This window comes from Sphaerisporangium cinnabarinum (genome assembly GCF_055567015.1).
On the sequence record NZ_JBVHRG010000010.1, the window covers coordinates 198869 to 222580 of the forward strand.

21 protein-coding genes and 1 riboswitch are annotated in these 23712 nt (G+C 75.7%); of the genes, 16 read left to right on the forward strand and 5 right to left on the reverse strand.

Annotated features, from left to right (window positions below; all coding sequences use genetic code 11):
- Window position 1 precedes the first annotated feature (1 nt).
- The 3 genes from pheS to ACZ4MO_RS15405 are packed head-to-tail and all read left to right on the forward strand — an operon-like array spanning window position 2 to window position 4625.
- Entirely contained in the window at window positions 2–1123 is a 1122-nt protein-coding gene (pheS, locus tag ACZ4MO_RS15395) for a phenylalanine--tRNA ligase subunit alpha (protein ID WP_175010169.1), read from the forward strand.
- The gene (pheT, locus tag ACZ4MO_RS15400) at window positions 1123–3744 is read left to right on the forward strand and encodes a phenylalanine--tRNA ligase subunit beta (RefSeq protein ID WP_175010170.1); all 2622 of its coding nucleotides are present in this window, start codon (window positions 1123–1125) and stop codon (window positions 3742–3744) included. Before pheS ends, pheT begins: the two co-directional genes overlap by 1 nt.
- Entirely contained in the window at window positions 3741–4625 is an 885-nt protein-coding gene (locus tag ACZ4MO_RS15405) for an SDR family NAD(P)-dependent oxidoreductase (RefSeq protein WP_175010171.1), read from the forward strand. The genes pheT and ACZ4MO_RS15405 overlap by 4 nt, the downstream gene beginning before the upstream one ends.
- Before the next feature lie 71 nt (window positions 4626–4696).
- On the opposite strand, the gene ACZ4MO_RS15410 is transcribed toward ACZ4MO_RS15405, so the two are convergent.
- A complete protein-coding gene (locus tag ACZ4MO_RS15410) occupies window positions 4697–4921 on the reverse strand; it encodes a hypothetical protein (RefSeq protein ID WP_074810076.1) in 225 nt (74 codons plus the stop codon).
- Between the two features lie 77 nt (window positions 4922–4998).
- Window positions 4999–5093: riboswitch (TPP riboswitch) on the forward strand.
- Here ACZ4MO_RS15410 and thiD point away from each other — a divergent pair.
- Window positions 5087–6046 carry a bifunctional hydroxymethylpyrimidine kinase/phosphomethylpyrimidine kinase gene (gene thiD / locus ACZ4MO_RS15415; RefSeq protein WP_175010172.1) on the forward strand — a complete coding sequence of 320 codons (960 nt, stop codon included), beginning with the start codon at window positions 5087–5089 and terminating at the stop codon, window positions 6044–6046. Its footprint overlaps the riboswitch before it by 7 nt.
- Before the next feature lie 79 nt (window positions 6047–6125).
- On the opposite strand, the gene ACZ4MO_RS15420 is transcribed toward thiD, so the two are convergent.
- From ACZ4MO_RS15420 to ACZ4MO_RS15435, 4 genes are read right to left on the reverse strand one after another with little or no spacing between them, the layout of a single operon-like run.
- The gene (locus tag ACZ4MO_RS15420; protein WP_499279188.1) at window positions 6126–7124 is read right to left on the reverse strand and encodes a DUF4862 family protein; all 999 of its coding nucleotides are present in this window, start codon (window positions 7122–7124) and stop codon (window positions 6126–6128) included.
- Window positions 7125–7163: 39 nt separating this feature from the next.
- A complete protein-coding gene (locus tag ACZ4MO_RS15425; protein ID WP_175010174.1) occupies window positions 7164–7445 on the reverse strand; it encodes a hypothetical protein in 282 nt (93 codons plus the stop codon).
- Complete coding sequence (locus tag ACZ4MO_RS15430; protein ID WP_175010175.1) at window positions 7442–8503, reverse strand: zinc-binding dehydrogenase; 1062 nt, start codon at window positions 8501–8503, stop codon at window positions 7442–7444. Before ACZ4MO_RS15430 ends, ACZ4MO_RS15425 begins: the two co-directional genes overlap by 4 nt.
- A 26-nt stretch (window positions 8504–8529) precedes the next feature.
- Entirely contained in the window at window positions 8530–9222 is a 693-nt protein-coding gene (locus ACZ4MO_RS15435) for an FCD domain-containing protein (protein ID WP_175010176.1), read from the reverse strand.
- Window positions 9223–9487: 265 nt separating this feature from the next.
- Here ACZ4MO_RS15435 and ACZ4MO_RS15440 point away from each other — a divergent pair, with 265 nt between their 5' ends.
- From ACZ4MO_RS15440 to tyrS, 12 genes are all read left to right on the forward strand, one after another.
- The gene (locus tag ACZ4MO_RS15440) at window positions 9488–11158 is read left to right on the forward strand and encodes a 2-isopropylmalate synthase (protein WP_175010186.1); all 1671 of its coding nucleotides are present in this window, start codon (window positions 9488–9490) and stop codon (window positions 11156–11158) included.
- Window positions 11159–11562: 404 nt separating this feature from the next.
- On the forward strand, window positions 11563–12651 hold the full coding sequence (gene argC / locus ACZ4MO_RS15445; protein WP_499279190.1) for an N-acetyl-gamma-glutamyl-phosphate reductase: 1089 nt from the start codon (window positions 11563–11565) through the stop codon (window positions 12649–12651).
- On the forward strand, window positions 12648–13859 hold the full coding sequence (gene argJ / locus ACZ4MO_RS15450) for a bifunctional glutamate N-acetyltransferase/amino-acid acetyltransferase ArgJ (RefSeq protein ID WP_175010177.1): 1212 nt from the start codon (window positions 12648–12650) through the stop codon (window positions 13857–13859). The genes argC and argJ overlap by 4 nt, the downstream gene beginning before the upstream one ends.
- Entirely contained in the window at window positions 13856–14842 is a 987-nt protein-coding gene (gene argB / locus ACZ4MO_RS15455; protein WP_175010178.1) for an acetylglutamate kinase, read from the forward strand. Before argJ ends, argB begins: the two co-directional genes overlap by 4 nt.
- A complete protein-coding gene (locus ACZ4MO_RS15460; RefSeq protein ID WP_175010179.1) occupies window positions 14839–16182 on the forward strand; it encodes an acetylornithine transaminase in 1344 nt (447 codons plus the stop codon). Before argB ends, ACZ4MO_RS15460 begins: the two co-directional genes overlap by 4 nt.
- Window positions 16182–17117, forward strand: a complete 936-nt coding sequence (argF, locus tag ACZ4MO_RS15465) for an ornithine carbamoyltransferase (protein ID WP_175010180.1) — start codon at window positions 16182–16184, stop codon at window positions 17115–17117. The genes ACZ4MO_RS15460 and argF overlap by 1 nt, the downstream gene beginning before the upstream one ends.
- Window positions 17114–17650, forward strand: coding sequence for an arginine repressor (locus ACZ4MO_RS15470; protein ID WP_074810086.1), 537 nt, complete (start codon window positions 17114–17116; stop codon window positions 17648–17650). Before argF ends, ACZ4MO_RS15470 begins: the two co-directional genes overlap by 4 nt.
- A gap of 87 nt (window positions 17651–17737) precedes the next feature.
- Window positions 17738–18967 (forward strand): argininosuccinate synthase, encoded by a 1230-nt coding sequence (locus ACZ4MO_RS15475; protein WP_175010181.1) that lies wholly within the window; start codon window positions 17738–17740, stop codon window positions 18965–18967.
- A 59-nt stretch (window positions 18968–19026) separates the two neighbouring features.
- Window positions 19027–20418: an argininosuccinate lyase gene (gene argH, locus ACZ4MO_RS15480; protein WP_499279198.1), complete on the forward strand. Its 1392-nt coding sequence runs from the start codon at window positions 19027–19029 to the stop codon at window positions 20416–20418.
- A gap of 46 nt (window positions 20419–20464) precedes the next feature.
- Window positions 20465–21139 (forward strand): nucleoside/nucleotide kinase family protein, encoded by a 675-nt coding sequence (locus ACZ4MO_RS15485; protein WP_186810524.1) that lies wholly within the window; start codon window positions 20465–20467, stop codon window positions 21137–21139.
- 25 nt (window positions 21140–21164) lie between these two features.
- Window positions 21165–21881 carry a DNA-3-methyladenine glycosylase gene (locus ACZ4MO_RS15490; RefSeq protein ID WP_175010183.1) on the forward strand — a complete coding sequence of 239 codons (717 nt, stop codon included), beginning with the start codon at window positions 21165–21167 and terminating at the stop codon, window positions 21879–21881.
- A 152-nt stretch (window positions 21882–22033) separates the two neighbouring features.
- Window positions 22034–23293 (forward strand): tyrosine--tRNA ligase, encoded by a 1260-nt coding sequence (tyrS, locus tag ACZ4MO_RS15495; RefSeq protein ID WP_175010184.1) that lies wholly within the window; start codon window positions 22034–22036, stop codon window positions 23291–23293.
- Window positions 23294–23712 lie beyond the last annotated feature (419 nt).

Genomic DNA, 23712 nt, shown 5'->3' on the forward strand with positions numbered 1-23712 from the left:
CATGTCCAGCCCTGACGCCGACGTCGTCACCCCCCACGCGGGCGACGGCGGACCGGACACCCCCACCGCCCCCTCCCCGCTCGACGCCGACGCGCTGCAGCGCGCGCTCGACGCCGCGCTGGCCGCCGTCGCCGCGGCCGGCGACCTCGACGCGCTCAAGCGCGTGCGCACCGAGCACACGGGCGACCGCAGCGCGCTCGCGCTCGCGAACCGCCAGATCGGGTCGCTCGCCCCCGCGGACAAGAAGACCGCGGGCAAGCTCCTCGGCCCGCTGCGCGGCCGGCTCAACCAGGCGCTCGCCGCGCGCCAGGGCGAGCTCGAGGCCGAGCGCGACGAGCGCGTCCTCGTCGAGGAGGCCGTGGACGTCACGCTGCCGGTGGACCGCGTCCCCGCGGGCGCGCGGCACCCGCTCGAGACGCTGCAGGAGCGCGTCGCGGACTTCTTCGTCGGCATGGGCTGGGAGATCGCGGAGGGCCCCGAGGTCGAGGCGGAGTGGTTCAACTTCGACGCCCTGAACTTCGGCGTGGACCACCCCGCGCGCCAGATGCAGGACACGTTCTACGTCGCCGGACCGGACGGCCAGCACGGCGCGGGGCCGTCGAACCTCGTGCTGCGCACCCACACGTCTCCGGTCCAGGCCCGCTCGCTCCTCGAGCGCGGCGTGCCGCTGTACGTGGCGTGCCCGGGCAAGACGTTCCGCACCGACGCGCTCGACGCGACCCACACGCCCGTCTTCCACCAGGTCGAGGGCCTGGCGATCGACAAGGGCCTGACCATGGCGCACCTGCTCGGCACGCTCGACGCGTTCGCGCGCGCGATGTTCGGCCCCGACGCGCGCACGCGCCTGCGGCCCGCGTACTTCCCGTTCACCGAGCCGAGCGCCGAGATGGACCTGTGGTTCCCCCAGAAGAAGGGCGGCCCGGGCTGGATCGAGTGGGGCGGCTGCGGCATGGTCAACCCGAACGTGCTGCGTTCCGTCGGGGTGGACCCCGACGAGCACTCGGGCTTCGCGTTCGGCATGGGCATCGAGCGCACGCTCATGCTGCGCCACGGGATCGCGGACATGCACGACATGGTGGAGGGCGACGTGCGCTTCTCCGCCCAGTTCGGAACGGAGATCTGATGCCGTACGTCGCCATCGACTGGCTGGGCGACCACGTCGAGCTGCCCGCGGGGCTCACCGCCGAGCGGCTCGCCGCCGACCTCGTCCGCGTCGGCCTGGAGGAGGAGGCGATCCACGGCGCGGCCGTGACGGGTCCCCTCGTCGTCGGGCGCGTCCTCGAGATGACGCCCGAGCCGCAGAAGAACGGCAAGACGATCAACTGGTGCCTGGTCGACGTCGGGCCGGAGCACAACGCCGCCGAGATCCAGGGCGTCGAGCCGGCCGACATGCCGGCGGGCGGCGCGCGCGGGATCGTGTGCGGCGCGCACAACTTCGCGCCGGGCGACCTCGTCGTCGTCGCGCTGCCGGGCTCCGTCCTGCCCGGCCCGTTCCCCATCGCGAGCCGCAAGACGTACGGGCACGTGTCCGACGGCATGATCTGCTCGCAGCGCGAGCTCGGGCTCGGCGAGGACCACGACGGCATCATCGTGCTGCCGCGGCTCGGGTACGCGGCCGAGGACCTCACCCCGGGGCAGGACGCGGTCGCGCTGCTCGGTCTCGGTGACGAGGTGCTCGAGATCAACGTGACGCCCGACCGCGGGTACGCGTTCTCCTACCGCGGCGTCGCGCGCGAGTTCTCCCACTCGACGGGCGCGCGCTTCACGGACCCGGGCCTGCCCGGCTCCCTGCCCGCGCCCCCGCCCGCGGCGACGCCCGACGGCTTCCCCGTCGAGGTCGACGACGCGGCGCCGGTCCACGGCGTCGTCGGGTGCGACCGCTTCGTGACGCGCGTCGTGCGCGGGCTCGACCCCGCGGCGCAGACGCCCGCGTGGATGCAGCGCCGCCTCACGGCGTCCGGCATGCGGCCCATCTCGCTCGCGGTCGACGTGACGAACTACGTCATGCTCGACCTCGGGCAGCCCCTGCACGCGTACGACCTCGACAAGGTCGCGGCCCCCGTCGTGGTGCGGCGCGCCGCCCCGGGCGAGCGGCTCACGACGCTCGACGACGTGGACCGCGCGCTTGACCCGGAGGACCTGCTCATCACCGACAGCCCCGACGGCGCGCGCGGCGCGCGCGTGCTCGGGCTCGCGGGCGTCATGGGCGGCGCCTCGTCGGAGGTCGGGCCGGAGACGACGGCGGTGCTCGTCGAGGCCGCGCACTTCGACCCCGTGACGGTCGCGCGCACGTCGCGCCGCCACAAGCTGTCGAGCGAGGCGGCGAAGCGGTTCGAGCGCGGGGTGGACCCGCTGCTGCCCGCGGTCGCGGCGCAGCGCGTCGTCGACCTGCTCGTCGAGCTGGGCGGCGGGACCGCGGACCCGGCCGTCAGCGACCTCGACCGGGTGACCACGCCCGCCCCGATCCGCCTGCCCGTCGGCGAGGCCGAGCGCCTCGTCGGCGTGCCGTACACGCTCGAGCAGGTCGTCGGGACGCTCGGAGCGATCGGGTGCACGGTCGACGCGGACGACGCCGCCGCGACGGGCGTCGTCGTCGTGACCCCGCCGTCGTGGCGCCCCGACCTCACCGAGCCGGCCGAGCTGGTCGAGGAGGTCGCGCGCCTCGTCGGGTACGACGAGATCCCGTCGGTGCTCCCCGCGGCGCCCGGCGGGCGCGGGCTCACGCGCGAGCAGCGCGTGCGCCGGTCGGTCGCCCGGGCGCTCGCCGAGCACGGGTTCGTCGAGACGCTGAGCTACCCGTTCGTCGGCGAGGGCGAGCTCGACGCGCTGCGGATCCCCGCGGACGACGAGCGCCGCCGGGCCCTGCGCCTGCTCAACCCGCTGGCCGACGACCGCCCCCTGATGCGCACGGACGTGCTGAGCACGCTCCTGGAGACCACGCGCCGCAACGTGGGCCGCGGGCTCGCGGACGTCGCCGTGTTCGAGGTCGGGCTCGTGACGCACCCGCGCCCGGGCGCCCCGGCCGCGCCGTCGCTGCCCGGCGGTGTGCGTCCCTCCGACGACGACCTCGCCGCGATCGAGGCCGCGCTCCCCGCGCAGCCGCGCCACGTCGCGGGCGTCCTGGTCGGTCGTCGCGAGCGGGCGGGCTGGTGGGGCCCCGGCCGTCCGGCGGACTGGACGGACGCGGTCGACGCGGCACGCCTGGTCGCGGACCGCGCCGGTCTGCGGGGGGACGACGCCGTGCGCGTCGTCGCGGACACCGCGCGGGCCCCGTTCCACCCCGGCCGCTGCGCGCGCCTCGAGCTCGCCGACGGGACGGTCGTCGGGCACGCGGGCGAGCTGCACCCCAAGGTGCTGGAGAACGTCGGCCTGCCCGCCCGCTCCGTGGCGTTCGAGCTCGACCTGACGGCGCTCGTCGCCGGTGCGTCAGACGAGCCCGTCCAGGCGACCCCGGTCTCCGGGTTCCCGGCGGCGAAGGAGGACCTCGCGTTCGTCGTCGCTGCCGACGTGCCGGCCGAGGCCCTGCGCGCCGCGGTCGTCGAGGGCGCCGGCGAGCTCGCCGAGGAGGTCGCGCTGTTCGACGTCTTCACGGGCGAGCAGGTGGGCGCCGGGCGCAAGTCGCTCGCGTTCTCGCTGCGGCTGCGCGCCGCGGACCGCACCCTCACCGCCGACGACGTCGCGCGGGTCCGGGAGGGCGCTGTGGCCGCCGCGCGCGAGCGCGTCGGGGCGGAGCTGCGCGCATGAGCGGCGCACCGGGGCCGGGCGCGGCGCCGGACGTCGCGCCCGCCCGCACCGCGCTCGTCACCGGGGCGTCGCGCGGCATCGGCCGCGCGGTCGCCGTCGGGCTCGCCGCGGCCGGCCTCGACGTCGCGCTCCTCGCGCGCGACGCGGGCCGGCTCGCGGGCGTGGCCGACGAGATCGCCGCCCTCGACGGCGCGGGCCGGGCCGTCGTCGTCACGGCGGACGTGACCGACGCGGCGGCGGTGGCCGCGGCCGTCCGCGAGGCCGAGGTCGCGCTCGGGAGCGTGGACCTGCTCGTCAACAACGCGGGCCGGGTCGACGCCGAGGTGCCGCTGTGGGAGGCGGACCCCGACGAGTGGTGGGCCGTCCTGGAGACCAACGTGCGCGGGCCGTTCCTGCTCGCGCGCGCGGTCGTCCCCGGGATGCTCGCGCGCGGCGGCGGCCGCGTCGTCGACCTCAGCAGCGGCGCGGGCTCGCACGACATGGAGGGCGCGAGCGCGTACAACGCGAGCAAGACGGCGCTCCTGCGCCTCGGGGCGAACCTGCACCGCTCGGGCCACGCGCTCGGGCTGCGGACCTTCGAGGTGTCGCCGGGCGTCGTGCAGACCGACATGACGGCGTCCATGGTCATGCACGAGGGCCGCACGGAGTGGACGCCCGTCGAGCGCACGGTCGAGATGGTCGTCGCGATCGCCCGCGGCGAGCTCGACGCGTTCTCGGGGGCGTTCGTCCGCGTGACGCACGACTCGCCCGATTCGCTCCGCACGGCCGCCCAGGAGGCCGCCCGGGCAGGCGTCGCGCTGCCCGGGCCGGACGGCCGTCGGCTGCGCGTCACGCGCTGGGGCGCCGACGACCCGATGCCGGGAGAGCTCCCCGCCCGCTGAGCGCGCGCACCCCGCACGGCGACGCCGCCCGACCCCCCGGTCGGGCGGCGTCCGTGCGTCCGGGGCACCGGTCACCGGGGAGCGCACGTGTCCCGGTCGACCCACACGTGCCACAGGCCCCGCTCGGGGTGCTCGTACTCGAAGGCCACGAGGCCGCCCGCGTCGTGCGTGATGACGCCCGTGAGCACGACCCGCCGACCGTCCCGGTCGTAGGTCGTGCAGAGGGCGGGCACCTGCACCGGGACGGGTGCGTCCGGCAGGAAGGGGCGGGTCGCGGGGGCGACGTGCTGCGTCATACCCGGAAAGACGCGCGCACGCGCGTCGTCTCACGCGTCGGGGCGGGTGAAAAGCGCGCGGCCCGCCGCGTAGCATGGCCCGCGACACGGGGTGCCCCGCACCGGGGCTGAGATGAGACCCGTCGAACCTGATCTGGCTCGTACCAGCGAAGGGATGTCCGCGCGATGACGCTCGCCCTGCCCCGGCACACCTCCGACCCGGTCCCCGCCCGCGCGGACCGTGACCGTCGCCCCGACCCGGGCCGGGGGCCCGACCCGGCTCCGTCCCGCCCCCGCGTCCTGTCCGTCGCGGGGACCGACCCGACCGGCGGCGCCGGGATCCAGGCCGACCTCAAGACGTTCTGCGCGCACGGCGCCTACGGCATGGCCGTCACGACGGCGCTCGTCGCGCAGAACACCCACGGCGTGCGGTCGGTGCACGTCCCCGGGCCGGCGTTCCTGCGCGCGCAGCTCGACGCCGTGTCGGACGACGTCGAGGTCGACGCGGTGAAGATCGGCATGGTGGCGGACGAGGCGAACGCCCGCACGGTCGGGGAGTGGCTCGACGACCTCGCCGCCGCGGGTGGTCCGCGGCCGTGGGTCGTCCTGGACCCGGTGATGGTCGCCACGTCCGGTCACCGCCTGCTCGACGCGGGCGCCGAGCAGGCCGTGCGCGACCTCGCGGCGCGCGCGGACGTCGTCACGCCGAACCTGCCCGAGCTCGCCGTCCTCGGCGGGCGGGAGCCCGCGACGACGTGGGACGACGCCCTGTGCCAGGCGACGTCGTACGCGGCGGCGAGCGGCGCCGTCGTGCTGCTCAAGGGCGGCCACCTCACCGGGCGCACGTCGCCCGACGCGCTCGTCGTCCCCGCGCCCGGGCCGACGTCGGGTCGCGTGCCGGGGGCGGCCACCGTCACGACGTTCGACGCCGAGCGCGTCGACACGCCCCACACCCACGGCACCGGGTGCTCGCTCTCGGCGGCGCTCGCGGCGCTGCGACCGCAGCGCGCGAGCTGGGAGGAGGCCGCGCGCGAGGCGAAGGAGTGGCTCACGGGCGCGCTGCGCGCCGGTGCCGCTCTGCGGGTGGGGACCGGCCGCGGGCCCGTCGACCACCTGCACCGCTCGGCGCCCGTGCCGCGGGGCTGAGGTTGCGCGGGGTCGGGCGCGAGCTGCGCCCGGTCGGGCTCGGGGTCGAGCCGGGACGGGCGCGGCCCGCGGGACGCGCTCAGCCGGCGGGGCGGCTCGCTGCGCGATCGGCACCGATGTCGGGGGCGACGGCGGCCAGCGCGTCGCGGAGCACGGCGAGCGTCGCGCGCGCGACGGCGAGACGCTGCGCGGGCGGGGCGTCCGCGGGCCGCGTGGTCACCTTGGCGCCGACGAGCGGGACGGGACCGGCCGCGGCGAGGAACTCGCGCACCTCGGCCGGGCCGAGCATCGTCTCGTCGGGGCCGGGGAGCGCGGGGTCGGGGCCGTGGGGCGGCACGTGCGCGTCCGCCCACGGAGCGCCCCACCGGCCCGGGCTCCCGCTGGCACCCGAGAGCATCGCGCTCGCGAGGAGGCCCGCGGCGGCGGCAGCCCGTGCGTGCTCGACGGGCGTGGCGGCGCTGCGCCCCTCGATGGCGGACCGGCCCCAGTTGAGCCCGACGTGCAGCGGGTGGCCGGTGTCCCGGGCGGCGCGCGCGACGGCGGCGATCTCGTCGTCGAGCGCGAGGAACCCCTTCTCCGCGACGCCCCACGGGCGTGGCGCGTCGCAGTGCTCCACCACGAGCGGCAGCCCGGCGGGCGCGACGGCGGCCAGCTCCGTGAGGCTGCGCGCGAGCGCCGCGCCGGACCCGCGGCCGGGACCGGGCGCGGACTGGAGCTCGACCGCGACGACGCGTCGCTGCCCCTCCGCCTCGGCGAGCCGGGCCACGGCCGCGAGGACGCGCGCGACGCCGTCGACCGCCGCGCGCCGACCCTCCTCGTCGTCGGACGCGAGGCCGTAGGCGCGGTCGGCCGCGGCGCGGCGGGCCGTCGCGGCGACCGTCGTGAGCAGCAGCGCCCAGTGCGGCGGCAGCGCGGCCGCGGTCGTCGCGAGCGCGTCCGCGTCGTCCGGGTCGACGGGGTGCTCGAGGCCGTCGAGACCGTCCTCGTCGAGGGCGGCGTACCAGCCGCCCGGGTCGGGGACGCCCGCGAGGGCGTAGGCACCGAGCAGGGTCAGGGGGCGGTCGTGCAGGTCGGTCATCGGTCCTCGTCGGTCGTGGGTGGGGAAGGGGCGGGCTCGTCAGGCGCGGGCGACGCCCTGGTCGGCGGTGGCGTACTCGCACGTGTAGCCCGGCGGGACCCAGCGCCACCGTGTCTCGACGTCCTGCACCGCGACGCCCGCGGGACGGTCGGCGACGCACGCGTCGGCCTGCTGGCGCACCGCGACGGTCACGTAGTAGACGACGAACACCGCGGTGAGCAGCACGGCGAGCACGGTCACGGTGCGGCGCAGCGTGGGGGAGGGACCGCCGTCGGAGCCGTCCTCCTCGCCCGGGCGCGGCGGCACCCAGTCCCAGCTCACGCGGTGCCGGTCGAGGTGCCGGTCGAGGCACCGGTCGTGGTGCGGGCCGTGGTGTCGGCCGCGCCGTCCGCCCCGGCGGGCCGGAGCAGCACCTTGCCGGTGGTCGCGCGGCCCTCGAGCGCGCGGTGGGCGTCGGCGGCGTCGGCGAGCGGGAACGTCGCGCCCACGCGCACGTGCAGCGTGCCGCCCGCGACCGCGCCGAGCACCTCGGTCGCGCGCTCGACGAGCTCCGCGCGCGTCGCCGTGTGGTCGGCGAGCTTGGGCCGTGTGAGGAACAGCGAGCCGCCCGCGTTGAGGCGCTGCGGGTCGAACGGGGGGACCTGCCCGGAGGAGCCGCCGTAGAGGACGAGCGTGCCGCGGCGGCGCAGCGACGCGAGCGACGCGTCGAACGTGTCCTTGCCGACCGAGTCGTACACCGCCGCGACGCCCTCGCCGCCCGTGAGCCCGCGCACGACCTCCGGCAGCTCGGCGGTGAGGTCCGCGAACGCCGTGTACTGGATCGCGTGCTCGGCGCCCGCGCCGCGGGACAGCTCCGCCTTCTCGGGGGTCGAGACCGTGGAGATCACGTGCGCGCCCCGCGCCACGAGCATCTGGGTCAGGAGCAGCCCGACGCCGCCCGCTCCCGCGTGCACGAGGACGCGGTCGCCCGGACGCACGGGGTACGACGACGTGCACAGGTAGTGCGCGGTGAGCCCCTGGAGCGCGACGGCGGTCGCGTCCTCGAGCGAGACGGCGTCCGGCACGTGGAGAGCCTGCTCGGCGTCCACGACCACGAGGTCCGCGTACGACCCCGGCGCCTCGGTCCACACGACGCGGTCCCCGACGGCGAACCCCTCGACCCCCTCGCCCACCTCGGCGACGACCCCGGCCCCCTCGCTCCCGACGACGTGCGGGTACTCCATCGCGTACACGCCGGAGCGCTTGTACGTGTCGATGAAGTTCACGCCCGCCACCGCGGACCGGACGCGGAGCTGCCCCGGGCCCGGCGACGGGTCGGGCAGCTCGGTGAGCTCGAGGACCTCGGGGCCGCCCGCCGCGCGGGCCACGATCGCGTGCATGCCCCCAGCCTAGGGTCGTGCGGCGGTCAGGGTCGCCCGTCCCCGGCGACCTTCGCGTGCACGGCGGCGAGGTGCTCGCGCGCCGCCGCGGAGGCGCGGCCGGCGTCCCGGGCGCGCACGGCGTCGAGGATCGCCTCGTGCGCGTCCTGGTCGTGCCGGTGCGTCGTGCCCGCCCGGTCGAGATCGACCATGGCGACCATCGCGCGGCGCAGGCGAGGGACGAAGGTCGCGAAGAGCTCGGCCAGCACGGCGTTGTGCGCGGCGTCGACGACCGCCCGGTGGAACGCGAGGTCCGCGTCCACGTACTCGGCGGGCGACGCCGTCGCCGCGACCTGCCCGCGGCGAGCGAGCGCCGTCGTCATGGTGCGCAGGTCCGCGGGGGTGCGGCGCGCGGCGGCGAGCCCTGCGGCCTCCGCCTCCAGCGCGGCGCGCACCTCGAGCACGTCGACGATCTCGCCGCGGCGCAGCACCTCGTCCCAGTCGTCGGTGGTGTCCGTCGAGACGACGTACACGCCCGAGCCCTGGCGGCTGTCGAGGACGCCGCGGCCCGCGAGCTGGCGGATCGCCTCCCGGACGGTCGAGCGGCCGACGCCGAGCTCGGCGGCGAGCGACTGCTCCCCGGGCAGCCGGTGGTCGAGGGGCCAGACGCCGGAGCGCACGCGCTCGAGCAGGAGCTCGGCCGCCTGGTCGGCCAGGGGGCGCCGCTGCAGCGCGGTCATGGAAACCTCTCAGGTTGTCTGAGGACTTGATCGGGGCTAGCGTACCCCGCATGTCCTGGACGGCGCTCCTCCTTCGGCGCCACGGCGGGGTCTGACCGGACCGGCCCCCCGCCGTGGGGGTCCGTCGTGCGCCGGTCGTCCCGCGCCCCGGCCATCACGGGGCTCCAGCCGAAGGACCGCCATGACCGTCTCCGCCACCCCTGCCCGCACGGACCGCCCCTCCGCCACGACCACGCCCACGTGGAACCGGCAGCGCCCCTCGCCCATGCCGTCGTCCCGCTACGCCGACGTCCACGCCCGCGTCGACGTGCCCGACCTGCCCGACCGCCGCTGGCCTGCGCGCCGGCTCACCGAGGCGCCGCTGTGGGTCCCCGTCGACCTGCGCGACGGCAACCAGGCGCTCGCGGAACCCATGGACCCGGCGCGCAAGCGCCGCTTCTTCGAGCTGCTCGTCGCGATGGGGTACACCGAGATCGAGGTGGGCTACCCGTCGGCGTCGCAGACCGACTTCGACTTCGTGCGCCTGCTCGCCGAGACCGACCTCGCGCCCGAGCACGTGACCGTCGTCGTGTTCACCGCCGCGCGCGCCGACCTCGTCGCGCGCACGGTCGAGGCCGTGCGCGGGCTGCGCAACCCGGTCGTCGTCCACGTGTACGCCGCGACGGCGCCCGTCTGGCGGGACGTCGTGCTCGGCCGCGACCGCGAGGAGCTCGCCCGGCTGATCACCGACGCCGGGACCGAGGTGCTGCGCCACGCCGGCGACGACCCGCGGGTCCGCTTCGAGTTCTCGCCCGAGGTGTTCAACCTCACCGAGCCCGACTACGTGCTCGACGTGTGCGACCGCATGACGACGCTCTGGGACGCGACGCCCGAGCGGCCCGTCGTCCTCAACCTCCCCGCCACGGTCGAGGTCGCGACGCCCAACGTCTACGCCGACCAGATCGAGTACATGGACCGGAACCTCGCGCGGCGCGACGGCGTGATCCTCTCCGTCCACCCGCACAACGACCGGGGCACCGGCGTCGCGTGCGCCGAGCTCGCGGTCCTCGCCGGCGCGCAGCGCGTCGAGGGGTGCCTGTTCGGCAACGGCGAGCGGACGGGGAACGTCGACCTCGTCACGCTGGGCCTCAACCTCCACGCGCAGGGCGTCGACCCGATGGTCGACTTCTCCGACCTCGACGCGATCCGCGACGTCGTCGTGGCGTGCAACCGGATCGACGTCCACCCGCGCCACCCGTACGCGGGCGAGCTCGTGCACACCGCCTACTCCGGCACCCACCAGGACGCGATCCGCAAGGGGATGGCGCGGCACCGGGCCGACGCCGCGGCGGTCGGCCTCGACCCCGCGGAGGCGCCGTGGCGCGTGCCGTACCTGCCCGTCGACCCCGCGGACCTCGGGAGGTCGTACGAGGCCCTCGTGCGCGTGAACAGCCAGTCGGGCAAGGGCGGCGTCGCGTACGTGCTGCAGTCCGTGCACGGCCTGGACCTGCCCCGGGGCCTCCAGGTGGACCTGGCGCGCCGCGTCCAGGAGCACGCCGACACGACCGGGGCGGAGGTCACGGCCGACGCCCTCCTGGGCCTGTTCGAGACCGCGTACGCGCGCACGGGCGCCGTCGAGCCCGTCGCGTGGACGAGCCGACGCTCCGACGACGGCACGGAGCACCTCGACCTGGTGGTCACGGTCGACGGCGAGCGAGTCCCCACGTCCGGGACGGGCGCCGGCGCGGTCGACGCCCTCGTCGACGCGCTGGCCCGCCTCGGCCGCCCGGTCGAGGTCCTCTCGCTCACCCAGCAGTCCGTCGGCAGCGGCAGCGACGCGACCGCGCTGACCTACCTCGAGCACCGCGGCCCCGACGGCACCCCACGCTGGACCGTGGGTCGTGACACGTCCGTCCTGGGAGCCGCCGTCCGCGCGGTCTGCGCGGCGACGGCCTGAGGCCGCCGGGCTCGCGACCGGTCCGAGTCGTGCGCGCGGCGACGAGAAGCGAGAAGTGGCCCCCGAGCGGGCCCCGAAGGGGCCACTTCTCGCCTCTCGGCCGAGACGCTCCCCGCCGAGGGGCAGGCCCGACCGGACGGGACGGCCGGGGCTGAGCGCGGGTCGTGCGGTGACGGGCAGGACGAGCGGTGGGGTCGGACCGTGTGCGAAGGACGTCGAGGCGCACTCCTCGACCTCCGCCCGGAAGACCGAGGTGACGGTGCGCCAGTCCGAGCGCACGGTCCGACCCCACCGCGGACCCGACTCGGCGGGTCGTCGGCCGATGCAGCACCGCGGACCCGACCCCGCGTACCGTGGGGCAGGCCCTCCGACCCGCCGTTGCATAAGTATGTATAGTGATGCATATGACGATCAGAGTCGCGGTCGCGGGTGCGTCGGGATACGCGGGCGGGGAGACGCTCCGCCTGCTCGCCGGGCACCCCGAGGTGGAGATCGACGCCGTGACGGCGCACAGCAACGCGGGCACGCTCCTCGGCGAGCACCAGCCGCACCTGCGATCCCTGGCCGACCGCGTGCTCCTGCCGACGGCGGTCGAGCACCTCGTGGGCCACGACGTCGTCGTCCTCGCGCTGCCGCACGGTGCGTCGGGCGAGATCGCGGCGCAGCTCCCGGAGGACGTCCTCGTGCTCGACCTCGGTGCGGACCACCGGCTCGAGTCCGCGGCGGACTGGTCGGCGTTCTACGGCTCCGAGCACGCGGGCACGTGGCCGTACGGTCTGCCGGAGCTCCTGCTCACGGTCGCGCCCGGCGCCGCTGCGACCGAGACGAAGCAGCGCGAGCGGCTCGTCGGGGCGCGGCGCGTGGCCGTCCCCGGGTGCAACGTCACCGCCGTGACGCTCGGCATCCAGCCGGGCGTCGCCGCCGGGCTCGTCGAGGGCACGGACCTCGTCGCGGTGCTCGCCAACGGGTACTCGGGCGCGGGGAAGTCGCTCAAGCCGCACCTGCTCGCGTCCGAGGCGCTCGGGTCGGCGCAGCCGTACGCCGTCGGGGGGTCGCACCGACACATCCCGGAGATCGCACAGAACCTGCGGGCCGCGGGGGCCCCGGCCGTGAGCATCTCGTTCACGCCCACGCTCGTGCCCATGTCGCGCGGCATCCTCGCCACGGTGACGGCGCGCCTGTCCGACGACGCCGCGCGCCTCGACCCCGCCGCGCTCGACGCGCGCGTCCGCCAGGCCTGGGAGGACGCGTACGTCGGCGAGCCGTTCGTCCGGGTGCTGCCCGCGGGGCAGTGGCCGACGACGGCGATGACCCTCGGCGCGAACACCGCGCTCGTCCAGGTCGCCGTCGACCACGCGGCGGGCCGCGTCGTCACCGTCACGGCGATCGACAACCTCGTCAAGGGCACCGCGGGCGCCGCGGTGCAGTCCATGAACATCGCGCTCGGCCTGCCCCAGACGGCGGGTCTCACGACCGAGGGGGTCGCCCCGTGACCGTCACCACCCCGCAGGGTTTCCGGGCCGCCGGCGTCGCCGCCGGGCTCAAGTCCACCGGCGCGCGCGACGTCGCGCTCGTCGTCAACGACGGGCCGCTCGACGTCGCCGCGGCCGTGCTCACGACGAACCGCGTGTTCGCCGCGCCGGTCGCCTGGACGCGCCAGGCCGTGGGCGACGGGCGCGCGACGGCCGTCGTGCTCAACTCGGGCGGCGCGAACGCGTGCACGGGCCCGGAGGGCTTCGCCGACACGCACCGGACCGCGGAGCACGTCGCCGACGTGCTCGCGACGTCGGCGGGCGACGTGCTCGTCTGCTCGACGGGCCTCATCGGCGTGCGGCTGCCCATGGAGAAGCTCCTCGCCGGCGTCGACGCCGCCGCGGCGGCGCTCGCGGACCCGGTCGCCGCGGTCGACGGCGGTGGTGACGCCGCGCTCGCGATCATGACGACGGACACTGTGCCGAAGACGGTCGCGGTGGTCCGCGAGGTCACGGACGCCACCGCGACGGACGGCGCCGCGACGTGGTCCGTGGGCGGCATGGCGAAGGGCGCGGGCATGCTCGCCCCGGGCCTCGCGACCATGCTGTGCGTGCTGACGACGGACGCCGTCGTCGACGCCGCGACGGCCGACGCCGCGCTGCGCGCCGCGACCCGCACGACGTTCGACCGCGTCGACTCCGACGGCTGCATGTCGACCAACGACACCGTGATCCTGCTCGCCTCGGGCGCGTCCGGGGTCGAGGTCGGTCTCGACGCGCTCACCGACGCCGTCACCGAGGCGTGCGGGTCGCTCGCGCGCCAGCTCGTCGCCGACGCCGAGGGTGCGAGCCACGACGTCGCCGTCACCGTGGTGGGCGCGTCGAGCGAGGACGCCGCGGTCGCCGTCGCGCGCGCCGTGACCCGCTCCAACCTGTTCAAGGCCGCGATCTTCGGCAACGACCCGAACTGGGGCCGCATCGTGTCCGCCGTCGGGACCGTCCCCGAGGAGGTCGCGCCGTTCGACGCGCTCCTGCTCGACGTGACGGTCAACGACGTCCAGGTGTGCCGGGCCGGGGGAGTGGGCGAGCCCCGCGAGCTCGTCGACCTCGCGGCCGAGCGCGAGGTGCGCGTCGAGATCGACCTGCACGCCGGCTCCGCGAGCGCGACCGTCTGGACCAACGACCTCACGCACGACTACGTCCACGAGAACAGCGCGTACTCCTCATGAGCGACCCCACCACGCCCGCTCCCCACCCCCACGACGCCGCGTTCGACACGCGCACCGACCTGCGCCCCGAGCAGAAGGCCGAGGTGCTCGTCGAGGCCCTGCCGTGGCTCGAGGAGTTCGCCGGCGCGCTCGTCGTCGTCAAGTACGGCGGCAACGCCATGGTCGACGACACGCTCAAGGCCGCGTTCGCCGAGGACATGGTGTTCCTGCGCCGCGTCGGGCTGCGCCCGGTCGTCGTGCACGGCGGAGGCCCGCAGATCTCCGCGATGCTCGACCGGCTCGGCATCGAGTCCGAGTTCCGCGGGGGGCTGCGCGTCACGACGCCCGAGGCGATGGACGTCGTGCGCATGGTCCTCACGGGCCAGGTCTCGCGCGAGCTCGTCGGCCTCATCAACGCGCACGGGCCGTACGCCGTCGGGCTCTCGGGCGAGGACGGCGGCCTGCTGCAGGCCCAGCGCCGGCACGCGACCGTGGACGGCGAGCCGGTCGACGTCGGGCTCGTCGGCGACGTCGTCGAGGTGCACCCGTCCGCGGTCCAGGACCTGCTCGACGCCGGCCGCATCCCCGTCGTCTCGACCATCGCCCCCGACCTCGAGGACCCGACCCAGGTGCTCAACGTCAACGCGGACACCGCCGCCGCGGCGCTCGCGGTCGCGCTCGGCGCGAAGAAGCTCGTCGTCCTGACCGACGTCGAGGGCCTGTACACGTCGTGGCCGGACCGGGGCTCGCTCGTCGCGCAGATCTCGCGCTCCGAGCTCGCGGCCCTCCTGCCGTCGCTCTCGGCGGGCATGGTCCCCAAGATGGAGGCGTGCCTGCGCGCCGTCGAGGGCGGGGTCCCCGCGGCGACGGTCATCGACGGCCGCGTGCCGCACTCGACGCTGCTCGAGGTCTTCACCACCCAGGGCAACGGGACGATGGTCGTCCCCGACGCCGCGGGCGCGCCGGCGCCCGCGCTCACCACGACCGCCGGAGGGGCCGCGTGAACGCGCTCGACCACCAGCAGGGCGCGCCCGCGCCCGCACCGACGACCGACGTGACGGCCCCGGCCGACGGCTCCGTCGCGCAGTGGACCGACCGCTACGCGCACGCCGTCATGGACACGTTCGGCCCGCCGCAGCGCGTCCTGGTGCGGGGCGAGGGCGCGTACGTGTGGGACGCCGACGGCAAGCGGTACCTCGACCTGCTCGCAGGCATCGCGGTCAACGCGCTCGGCCACGCCCACCCGACGCTCACGGCCGCTGTCTCGGCCCAGCTCGGCACGCTCGGGCACGTCTCGAACTTCTTCGGCACCCCGACGCAGATCGCGCTCGCCGAGCGCCTGCTCGCGCTCGCGGAGGCCCCCGAGGGGTCGCGCGTGTTCTTCACGAACTCGGGCACGGAGGCGAACGAGGCGGCGTTCAAGATGACGCGCCGGACGGGTCGCACGCGGGTCCTCGCGCTCCAGGGCGGCTTCCACGGCCGGACCATGGGCGCGCTCGCGATGACGTCGAAGGCCGCGTACCGCGAGCCGTTCGAGCCGCTCCCGGGCGGCGTCGAGTTCGTCGCGTTCGACGACGTCGCCGCGCTCGAGGAGGCCTTCTCGCCCGCGGCGGTGGCGGCTCGCGGCGAGGTCGCCGCGCTCGTGGTCGAGCCCGTGCAGGGCGAGGCGGGCGTGCGCTCGCTCTCGCCGGGCTACCTCGTCGCCGCGCGCGAGCTCACCGCACGCCACGGCGCGCTGCTCGTCCTCGACGAGGTGCAGACCGGCGTCGGGCGGACCGGCTCGTGGTTCGCGTACCAGCAGCCGGCGGTGGGGGGCGGCGTCGTGCCCGACGTCGCCACGCTCGCCAAGGGCCTCGGCGGCGGGTTCCCCGTCGGCGCGGTGGTCGCGTACGGCGAGCGGGCGGCGACGCTGCTCGGCCGCGGCCAGCACGGGACGACGTTCGGCGGCAACCCCGTCGCGGCGGCGGCGGCGCTCGCGACGCTCGGGGTGATCGAGCGCGACGGGCTCCTCGAGAACGTGCGGACCGTCGGGGCGCTCCTGCGCGACGGCATCGCCGCGGCCGGGAACCCGCTCGTCGCCGGGGTGCGCGGACGCGGGCTCCTGCTCGCCGTGCAGCTCACGCGGCCCGTCGCGGCCGACGTCGCGCGCACGGCGCTCGACGCGGGCTTCGTCGTCAACGCCGTCGCGCCCGACGCGATCCGGCTCGCGCCGCCGCTCGTCCTCACGCCCGACCAGGCGCGCGACGTCGTCGCGTTCTTCGCCGCGGTCGAGGTCCCCGACGCCGCCGCCCCGGCCGGCGTACCCACAGTCCCCACGACCGACCCCACGACGAGGAGCTCCTGATGGCCCCCCGGCACTTCCTGCGCGACGACGACCTCACGCCCGCCGAGCAGCGTCGGGTGCTCGAGATCGGCCTCGCGTTCCGCGACGACCGCACGTTCCGCCAGCCGCTCGCCGGACCGCAGGGCGTCGCCGTCCTGTTCGACAAGCCGACGCTGCGCACGCAGCTCTCGTTCGCGACGGGCATCGCCGAGCTCGGCGGCTTCCCGGTCGTCGTGGACGGCCGGCTCGCCCAGGTCGGGGTGCGCGAGTCCGTCGCGGACGTCACGCGCGTGCTCGACCGGCAGGCGTCCGCCATCGTGTGGCGCACGTTCGGCCAGGACCGGATCGAGGAGATGGCGGCGATCAGCCGGGTCCCGGTCGTCAACGCGCTCACCGACGACTTCCACCCGTGCCAGATCCTCGCGGACCTCCTGACGATCGCCCAGCTCCGCGGCGGGACGGGGGCGCTCGCGGGCCAGACGCTCGCATACGTCGGCGACGGCGCGAACAACATGGCGCACTCCTACCTGCTCGGCGGCGCGACCGCGGGCCTGCACGTGCGGGTGGGGACGCCGGACGGGTACCCGCCGCACCCCGTCTTCGTGGCCGACGCCGAGCGGATCGCCGCCGAGACCGGCGGCTCCGTGCTCGTCACGTCCGACCCGGTCGAGGCCGTCGCGGGGGCGGACGTCGTCGCGACCGACACGTGGGTGTCGATGGGCGACGAGGCGGAGGCCGAGGACCGCGCCCTGCCGTTCGTGCCGTACCAGGTGAACGACGAGCTCCTCGCGCACGCCCGGCCCGACGCGATCGTGCTGCACTGCCTGCCCGCCTATCGGGGCAAGGAGATCACCGCCGAGGTGATCGACGGCCCCCGCTCGGCGGTGTGGGACGAGGCGGAGAACCGGTTGCACGCGCAGAAGGCGCTGCTCACGTTCCTCCTGGAGCGGTCGTGACCGAGCCCCGCACGGCGACGACGAAGACGGCGCGCCACGCGCGCATCGCCGAGATCGTGCGCCGGACCGAGATCCACTCGCAGGCGGAGCTCGCGCGCGAGCTCGAGCGCGAGGGCCTGTCGGTGACGCAGGCGACGCTCTCGCGCGACCTCATCGAGCTGCGCGCGGAGAAGGTGCGCGGCGCCTCGGGCGCGCTCGTGTACGCGGTGCCGGGGGAGGGCGGGGACCGCAGCGTCCAGACCGCGGAGTCGCCCGAGTACCTCGCGGCCCGGCTCGCGCGCCTGTGCTCCGAGATGCTCGTGTCCGCCGAGGCGTCCGCGAACCTCGTCGTGCTGCGCACGCCCCCCGGTGCCGCGAACTACCTCGCGTCGGCGATCGACCACTCCGTGCTCCCGCACGTGCTCGGGTGCATCGCGGGCGACGACACGATCCTCGTCATCGCGCGCGACCCCGACGGCGGCGCGGACCTCGCGCGGCGCTTCCTCGAGCTCTCCGGGCCCCACGGCGGGCCCGTCCCCGGCACGCCGGACTGACCGCCGTCGGACCACGCCCCGCGCGGCCGCGGCGCCCTGCGAGACTGGACCCCGGACCCCACCCGCACGTCACAGAAAGAGACCGTCATGACTGAACGCGTCGTGCTCGCCTACTCGGGCGGCCTGGACACGTCGGTGGCCATCGGCTGGATCGCCGAGGCCACGGGCGCCGAGGTCGTCGCCGTCGCGGTCGACGTCGGCCAGGGCGGGGAGGACCTCGAGGTCATCCGGCAGCGTGCCCTGGACTGCGGCGCCGTCGAGGCGTACGTCGCCGACGCGCGCGACGAGTTCGCGGCGGAGTACTGCATGCCCGCGCTGCGCGCGAACGCCCTGTACCTCGACCGGTACCCGCTCGTCTCGGCGCTGTCGCGCCCGGTCATCGTCAAGCATCTCGTGCGCGCGGCGCGCCAGTTCGGCGCCACGACGGTCGCGCACGGCTGCACGGGCAAGGGCAACGACCAGGTGCGCTTCGAGGTCGCCACGACGTCCCTCGCACCCGAGCTCAAGACCATCGCGCCCGTGCGCGACCTCGCGCTGACGCGCGAGAAGGCCATCGAGTACGCGGAGACGCACGCGCTGCCCATCGCCACGACGAAGCACAACCCGTTCTCGATCGACCAGAACGTCTGGGGGCGCGCGGTCGAGACCGGCTTCCTCGAGGACATCTGGAACGCGCCGACCAAGGACGTCTACAACTACACCGACGACCCCACGTTCCCGCCCGTCGCGGACGAGGTCGTCGTGACGTTCGAGCAGGGCGTGCCGGTCGCGCTCGACGGCGTCGCGGTGACCCCGCTGCAGGCGATCCAGGAGATGAACCGCCGCGCCGGCGCCCAGGGCGTCGGGCGGATCGACATCGTCGAGGACCGGCTCGTGGGCATCAAGTCGCGCGAGGTCTACGAGGCGCCGGGCGCGATCGCCCTCATCGCCGCGCACCAGGAGCTCGAGAACGTCACGCTCGAGCGCGAGCAGGCCCGCTTCAAGCGCGGCGTCGAGCAGCGCTGGACCGAGCTCGTCTACGACGGCATGTGGTTCAGCCCGCTCAAGCGCTCTCTCGACGTGTTCGTCGACGACACCCAGCGCTACGTGTCCGGCGACGTGCGCCTCGTGCTGCACGGCGGGCGCGCGACCGTCACGGGCCGGCGCTCGGACGCGAGCCTCTACGACTTCAACCTCGCGACGTACGACGAGGGCGACTCGTTCGACCAGTCGCAGGCCAAGGGATTCATCGAGATCTACGGTCTCACCGCGAAGCTCGCCGCCGCGCGCGACGAGAAGTTCGGCAACGGTGTGGACCTCGGGACGGGAGCGCTGTGAGCACGCACGACGACCAGGACGGCACCGCCGTCGAGCCGACCGAGACGGCGCGCGTCAGCCTGTGGGGCGGCCGGTTCGCGGGCGGCCCCGCTGACGCGCTGGCCGCGCTGAGCAAGTCCACGCACTTCGACTGGCGCCTCGCGGGCCAGGACGTCGCGGGCTCGAAGGCCCACGCGAAGGTCCTGCACGCGGCCGGCCTGCTCGACGACGACGAGCTCGACGGCATGCTCGCCGCGCTCGAGCGCCTGCGCGAGGACGTCGCGTCGGGCGCGTTCGTCGCGGACGACGACGACGAGGACGTGCACACCGCGCTGGAGCGCGGGCTCATCGAGCGGGCCGGGCCCGAGCTCGGCGGCAAGCTGCGCGCGGGCCGGTCGCGCAACGACCAGATCGCGACGCTCACGCGCATGTACCTGCGCGACGAGGCGCGCACGATCGCGCGACTCGTGCTCGACGTCGTCGACGCGCTCATCGAGCAGGCCGCCGCGCACCCGGGCGCGGCCATGCCCGGCCGCACGCACCTCCAGCACGCCCAGCCGGTGCTCCTCGCGCACCACCTGCTCGCCCACGCGTGGCCGCTGCTGCGCGACGTCGACCGGCTCATCGACTGGGACGTGCGCGCCGCCCGCTCGCCGTACGGGTCGGGGGCGCTCGCGGGCTCGTCGCTGGGCCTCGACCCGGCGGCGGTCGCCGCCGAGCTCGGGTTCGACGGCCCGGTCGAGAACTCGATCGACGGCACCGCGTCGCGCGACGTCGTCGCGGAGTTCGCGTTCGTCGCCGCGATGCTCGGGGTCGACCTCTCGCGCCTCGCGGAGGAGGTCATCCTCTGGGCGACGAAGGAGTTCGGCTTCGTGCGCCTGCACGACTCCTACTCCACGGGGTCGAGCATCATGCCGCAGAAGAAGAACCCGGACGTCGCCGAGCTCGCGCGCGGCAAGGCGGGCCGCCTCATCGGCGACCTGACGGGCCTGCTCGCGACGCTCAAGGGCCTGCCGCTCGCGTACAACCGCGATCTCCAGGAGGACAAGGAGCCGGTGTTCGACCAGGTCGACACGCTCGAGGTGCTCCTGCCCGCGTTCTCCGGCATGGTCGCGACCCTCGAGTTCGACACCGACCGCATGGCGTCGCTCGCGCCGCAGGGGTTCTCGCTCGCGACGGACGTCGCCGAGTGGCTCGTGCGCGAGGGCGTGCCGTTCCGCGTCGCGCACGAGGTCGCGGGCGCGTGCGTGCGCGCGTGCGAGGAGCGCGGCATCGAGCTGTGGGACCTCTCGGACGACGACCTCGCGTCGATCTCCGAGCACCTCGCGCCGGGCGTGCGCGACGTGCTGAGCGTGGAGGGCTCGCTCGCGTCGCGCGACGCCGTGGGCGGCACCGCCCCGGTGCGGGTCGCCGAGCAGCTCGAGGCCGCGAAGGAGCGCTCGGCCGAGTACCGCTTCTGGGCCCAGGACTGACGGTGGCCCGGCTCGCGGTGCGCCACGCGTGCCCGGCGGCGCGGGCGTGAGCGTCGGCGCGGACGTCCTCGCCGAGCTCGTCCGCCGGGTGCGCGACGCCGCCCCGCGCCTCGGGCCGCCCGGTCCGGGCGAGGTCGCCGCGGGGGAGGGGACGGCGTCGGGCACGCGGATCGTCGTCGTGGATGGGCCCGCGGGCTCGGGCAAGACGACGCTCGCCGCGCAGCTCGGCGACGCGCTGCCGGCCCAGGTGCTCCACATGGACGACCTCTACGAGGGCTGGCGCGGGCTCGAGCCCGCCTGGGGGCGCCTCGACGCGTGGGTGCTGACGCCGCTCGCGGCGGGCCGGGCCGGGCGGTACCGCCGGTTCGACTGGCACCTCGACCGCTTCGCCGAGTGGCACGACGTCCCGGCCGCGCCGTACCTCGTGGTCGAGGGCTGCGGGGCGGGGCGGCGCGAGGCCGACGAGGTCGCGGCGCTGCGCGTGTGGGTCGAGGCGCCGGACGACGTCCGGCTCCGGCGCGGCCTCGACCGGGACGGCGAGGACCAGCGCGACCACTGGCTCGCCTGGATGGCCGCGGAGCGCGAGCACTACCGCCGCAACGCCACGCGCGAGCGTGCGGACGTCGTCCTCGACGGGTGGGGACGGCTCGTGCGCACGGGGCGGACGGCGCCCGGCCCGGACCCGACCGCGTCCCGCACGGACGTGGGCGGCGAGGCGTAGATTGCCCGGGACGGGAGGTGGCGGCATGCCGGCAGAGGCTGCGGCGGGCACGGTGCAGGGCATCGTGGGGACGGGGGAGTCCGGGAGCGCGCGCGTCGTCGGGCCGTGGGACGCCCCGGCCCGCGGCTGGTACGCGCGCGACGCGCAGGAGGTCGCGCGCGACCTCCTCGGCTCCCTGCTCACGCGGCGCAGCGCTGAGGGCGACGTCACGCTGCGGATCACGGAGGTCGAGGCGTACGACGGCGAGAGGGACCCGGGCTCGCACGCGTTCCGCGGCCGCACGGAGCGCAACCGCGCCATGTTCGGCGAGCCGGGCCGCCTCTACGTCTACCGCCACCTCGGCCTGCACCACTGCGTCAACGTCGTGTGCGGTCCGGTGGGCCGCGCGTCCGCCGTCCTGCTGCGCGCCGGGGAGGTGACCGAGGGCGTCGAGCTCGCCCGGTCCCGCCGGGTCGCCGCGGGCCGGTGCGACTCCGACCGCCAGATCGCACGCGGCCCCGCGCGTCTTGCCGTGGCCCTCGACCTCGACCTGCGCCAGTACGGCGCGGAGCTGACGGACCCCGACGGCGAGCTCGTGCTGCACCGGGCGACGGACGGGCCGCACCGGCCGCCGATCGCCACGGGACCGCGCGTGGGCGTGTCGGGTGACGGCGGGGACGGCGAGCTGTTCCCCTGGCGCTACTGGCTCGCGGGGGACCCGACGGTGTCCGCCTACCGCCGCGTGAGCGCCCGGTCCCGCTGAGCCGGGGCATCGCCCGGCGGCACACCGCCCACGCCGCCCGCGAGGTGGGCGGTGGCCGGGCGACGGCGTCCGGCACGGCAGACTAGGACCCGCGGCCCGGACGGGGCCGCACCGCTGTGCCCGCACGACGGGCACTCGACGAAGGAGCAGAAGTGAGCGACGTTCTCGACGAGCTGCAATGGCGAGGCCTGGTGGCGCAGTCCACCGACGAGGCCGCGCTGCGCGCCGCGCTGGCCGAGGGCCCGATCACCTATTACTGCGGCTTCGACCCGACGGCGCCGAGCCTGCACCACGGGCACCTGGTCCAGCTCCTCCTGCTGCGCCACCTCCAGCTCGCCGGCCACCGGCCGATCGCGCTCGTGGGCGGTGCGACGGGCATGATCGGCGACCCGCGCCAGTCGGGGGAGCGGGTGCTCAACTCGAAGGAGACGGTCGCCGACTGGACCGAGCGCCTGCGCGGCCAGGTCTCGCGCTTCCTGGACTTCGAGGGGGAGAACGCGGCGCGGGTCGTCAACAACCTCGACTGGATCTCGGAGATGTCGGCGATCGACTTCCTGCGGGACGTGGGCAAGCACTACCGCCTCGGCACGATGCTCGCCAAGGACACGGTGGCGCGCCGCCTGAGCTCGGACGAGGGCATCAGCTTCACGGAGTTCAGCTACCAGATCCTCCAGGGCATCGACTTCCACGAGCTCTACCTGCGCCACGGGGTCACGCTGCAGACGGGCGGGAACGACCAGTGGGGCAACCTGCTCTCGGGCGTCGACCTCATCCGCAGGACGGAGGGCGCGTCGGTGCACGTCATGACGACGCCGCTCATCACGAAGGCCGACGGCACGAAGTTCGGCAAGACCGAGGGCGGCGCCGTCTGGCTCGACGCCGACATGATGAGCCCGTACGCCTTCTACCAGTTCTGGCTCAACGCGGCCGACGACGACGTGGTGCGGTTCCTGAAGATCTTCACCTTCCGCTCGCGCGAGGAGATCGCGGAGCTCGAGGTCGCGGTCCGGGAGCGGCCGGGCGCGCGCGAGGCGCAGCGCACCCTCGCGGCCGACGTGACGACGCTCGTGCACGGGGCGGCGGCGACCGAGGCGGTCGTCGCGGCGAGCCAGGCGCTCTTCGGCCGCGGCGACCTCGACGGACTCGACGAGCGCACCCTGGAGGCGGCGGTCGCCGAGCTGCCGCGCGCGACGGCGCAGGTCGGCGACGCGGTCGTCGACCTCCTGGTGGCGTCGGGCCTCGTCGCGTCGAAGGGGGCCGCGCGCCGGGCGGTGGCCGAGGGCGGCGCGTACGTCAACAACGTCAAGGTCACCGGTGAGGACGCGGTGCTCGGGGCCGACGACCTGCTGCACGGACGGTTCGCGCTCCTGCGCCGCGGCAAGAAGACGCTCGGCGTCGCCGTCGCCGGCTGACCCGGAAGGGCGAGGAACAGGAGGGGCCGGGCCGCGTCGAGCGGTGCCGGCCCCTTCTCCGTCGACTCCGGCAGCCGCGCCGCAGAGCGGATTTGGCACTCTCGTGGAGCGCGTGTAGTGTTCTCGACGTTCGCCCGGCAGGGAGGAACGGACACCGGGTCTCGATCATCCGAGACGGTGGCTGGTCCCCCGGGCGGTCCCCTTGAAGATCGATCGGGTGCCTCGCGCGCCCTCGAGACCTTCGAGGCTGCTGGCTCCCGGCAGGCCCTCCGAGCTCGGAACACCGAGTTGGAAGGGACACCGAGGATCTGGTAGATTAGAGAAGTTGCCCCAAGCGAGGTTCTGCCCGGTCGGGTGGTGCTGAGTTGGTGTGTGTCGGTTGTTTGAGAACTCAACAGTGTGCTTGTTAGTCAATGCCA

Coding starts and splice junctions, on each gene's coding strand:
- ACZ4MO_RS15475 (WP_175010181.1), top strand. CDS start 17,738: ATGACTGAACGCGTCGTGCTCGCCTACTCGGGCGGCCTGGACACGTCG.
- ACZ4MO_RS15420 (WP_499279188.1), bottom strand. CDS start 7,124: ATGACCGACCTGCACGACCGCCCCCTGACCCTGCTCGGTGCCTACGCC.
- thiD (WP_175010172.1), top strand. CDS start 5,087: ATGACGCTCGCCCTGCCCCGGCACACCTCCGACCCGGTCCCCGCCCGC.
- argF (WP_175010180.1), top strand. CDS start 16,182: ATGGCCCCCCGGCACTTCCTGCGCGACGACGACCTCACGCCCGCCGAG.
- pheT (WP_175010170.1), top strand. CDS start 1,123: ATGCCGTACGTCGCCATCGACTGGCTGGGCGACCACGTCGAGCTGCCC.
- pheS (WP_175010169.1), top strand. CDS start 2: ATGTCCAGCCCTGACGCCGACGTCGTCACCCCCCACGCGGGCGACGGC.
- argB (WP_175010178.1), top strand. CDS start 13,856: ATGAGCGACCCCACCACGCCCGCTCCCCACCCCCACGACGCCGCGTTC.
- ACZ4MO_RS15410 (WP_074810076.1), bottom strand. CDS start 4,921: ATGACGCAGCACGTCGCCCCCGCGACCCGCCCCTTCCTGCCGGACGCA.
- argC (WP_499279190.1), top strand. CDS start 11,563: ATGACGATCAGAGTCGCGGTCGCGGGTGCGTCGGGATACGCGGGCGGG.
- ACZ4MO_RS15405 (WP_175010171.1), top strand. CDS start 3,741: ATGAGCGGCGCACCGGGGCCGGGCGCGGCGCCGGACGTCGCGCCCGCC.
- ACZ4MO_RS15440 (WP_175010186.1), top strand. CDS start 9,488: ATGCCGTCGTCCCGCTACGCCGACGTCCACGCCCGCGTCGACGTGCCC.
- ACZ4MO_RS15490 (WP_175010183.1), top strand. CDS start 21,165: ATGCCGGCAGAGGCTGCGGCGGGCACGGTGCAGGGCATCGTGGGGACG.
- ACZ4MO_RS15430 (WP_175010175.1), bottom strand. CDS start 8,503: ATGCACGCGATCGTGGCCCGCGCGGCGGGCGGCCCCGAGGTCCTCGAG.
- ACZ4MO_RS15435 (WP_175010176.1), bottom strand. CDS start 9,222: ATGACCGCGCTGCAGCGGCGCCCCCTGGCCGACCAGGCGGCCGAGCTC.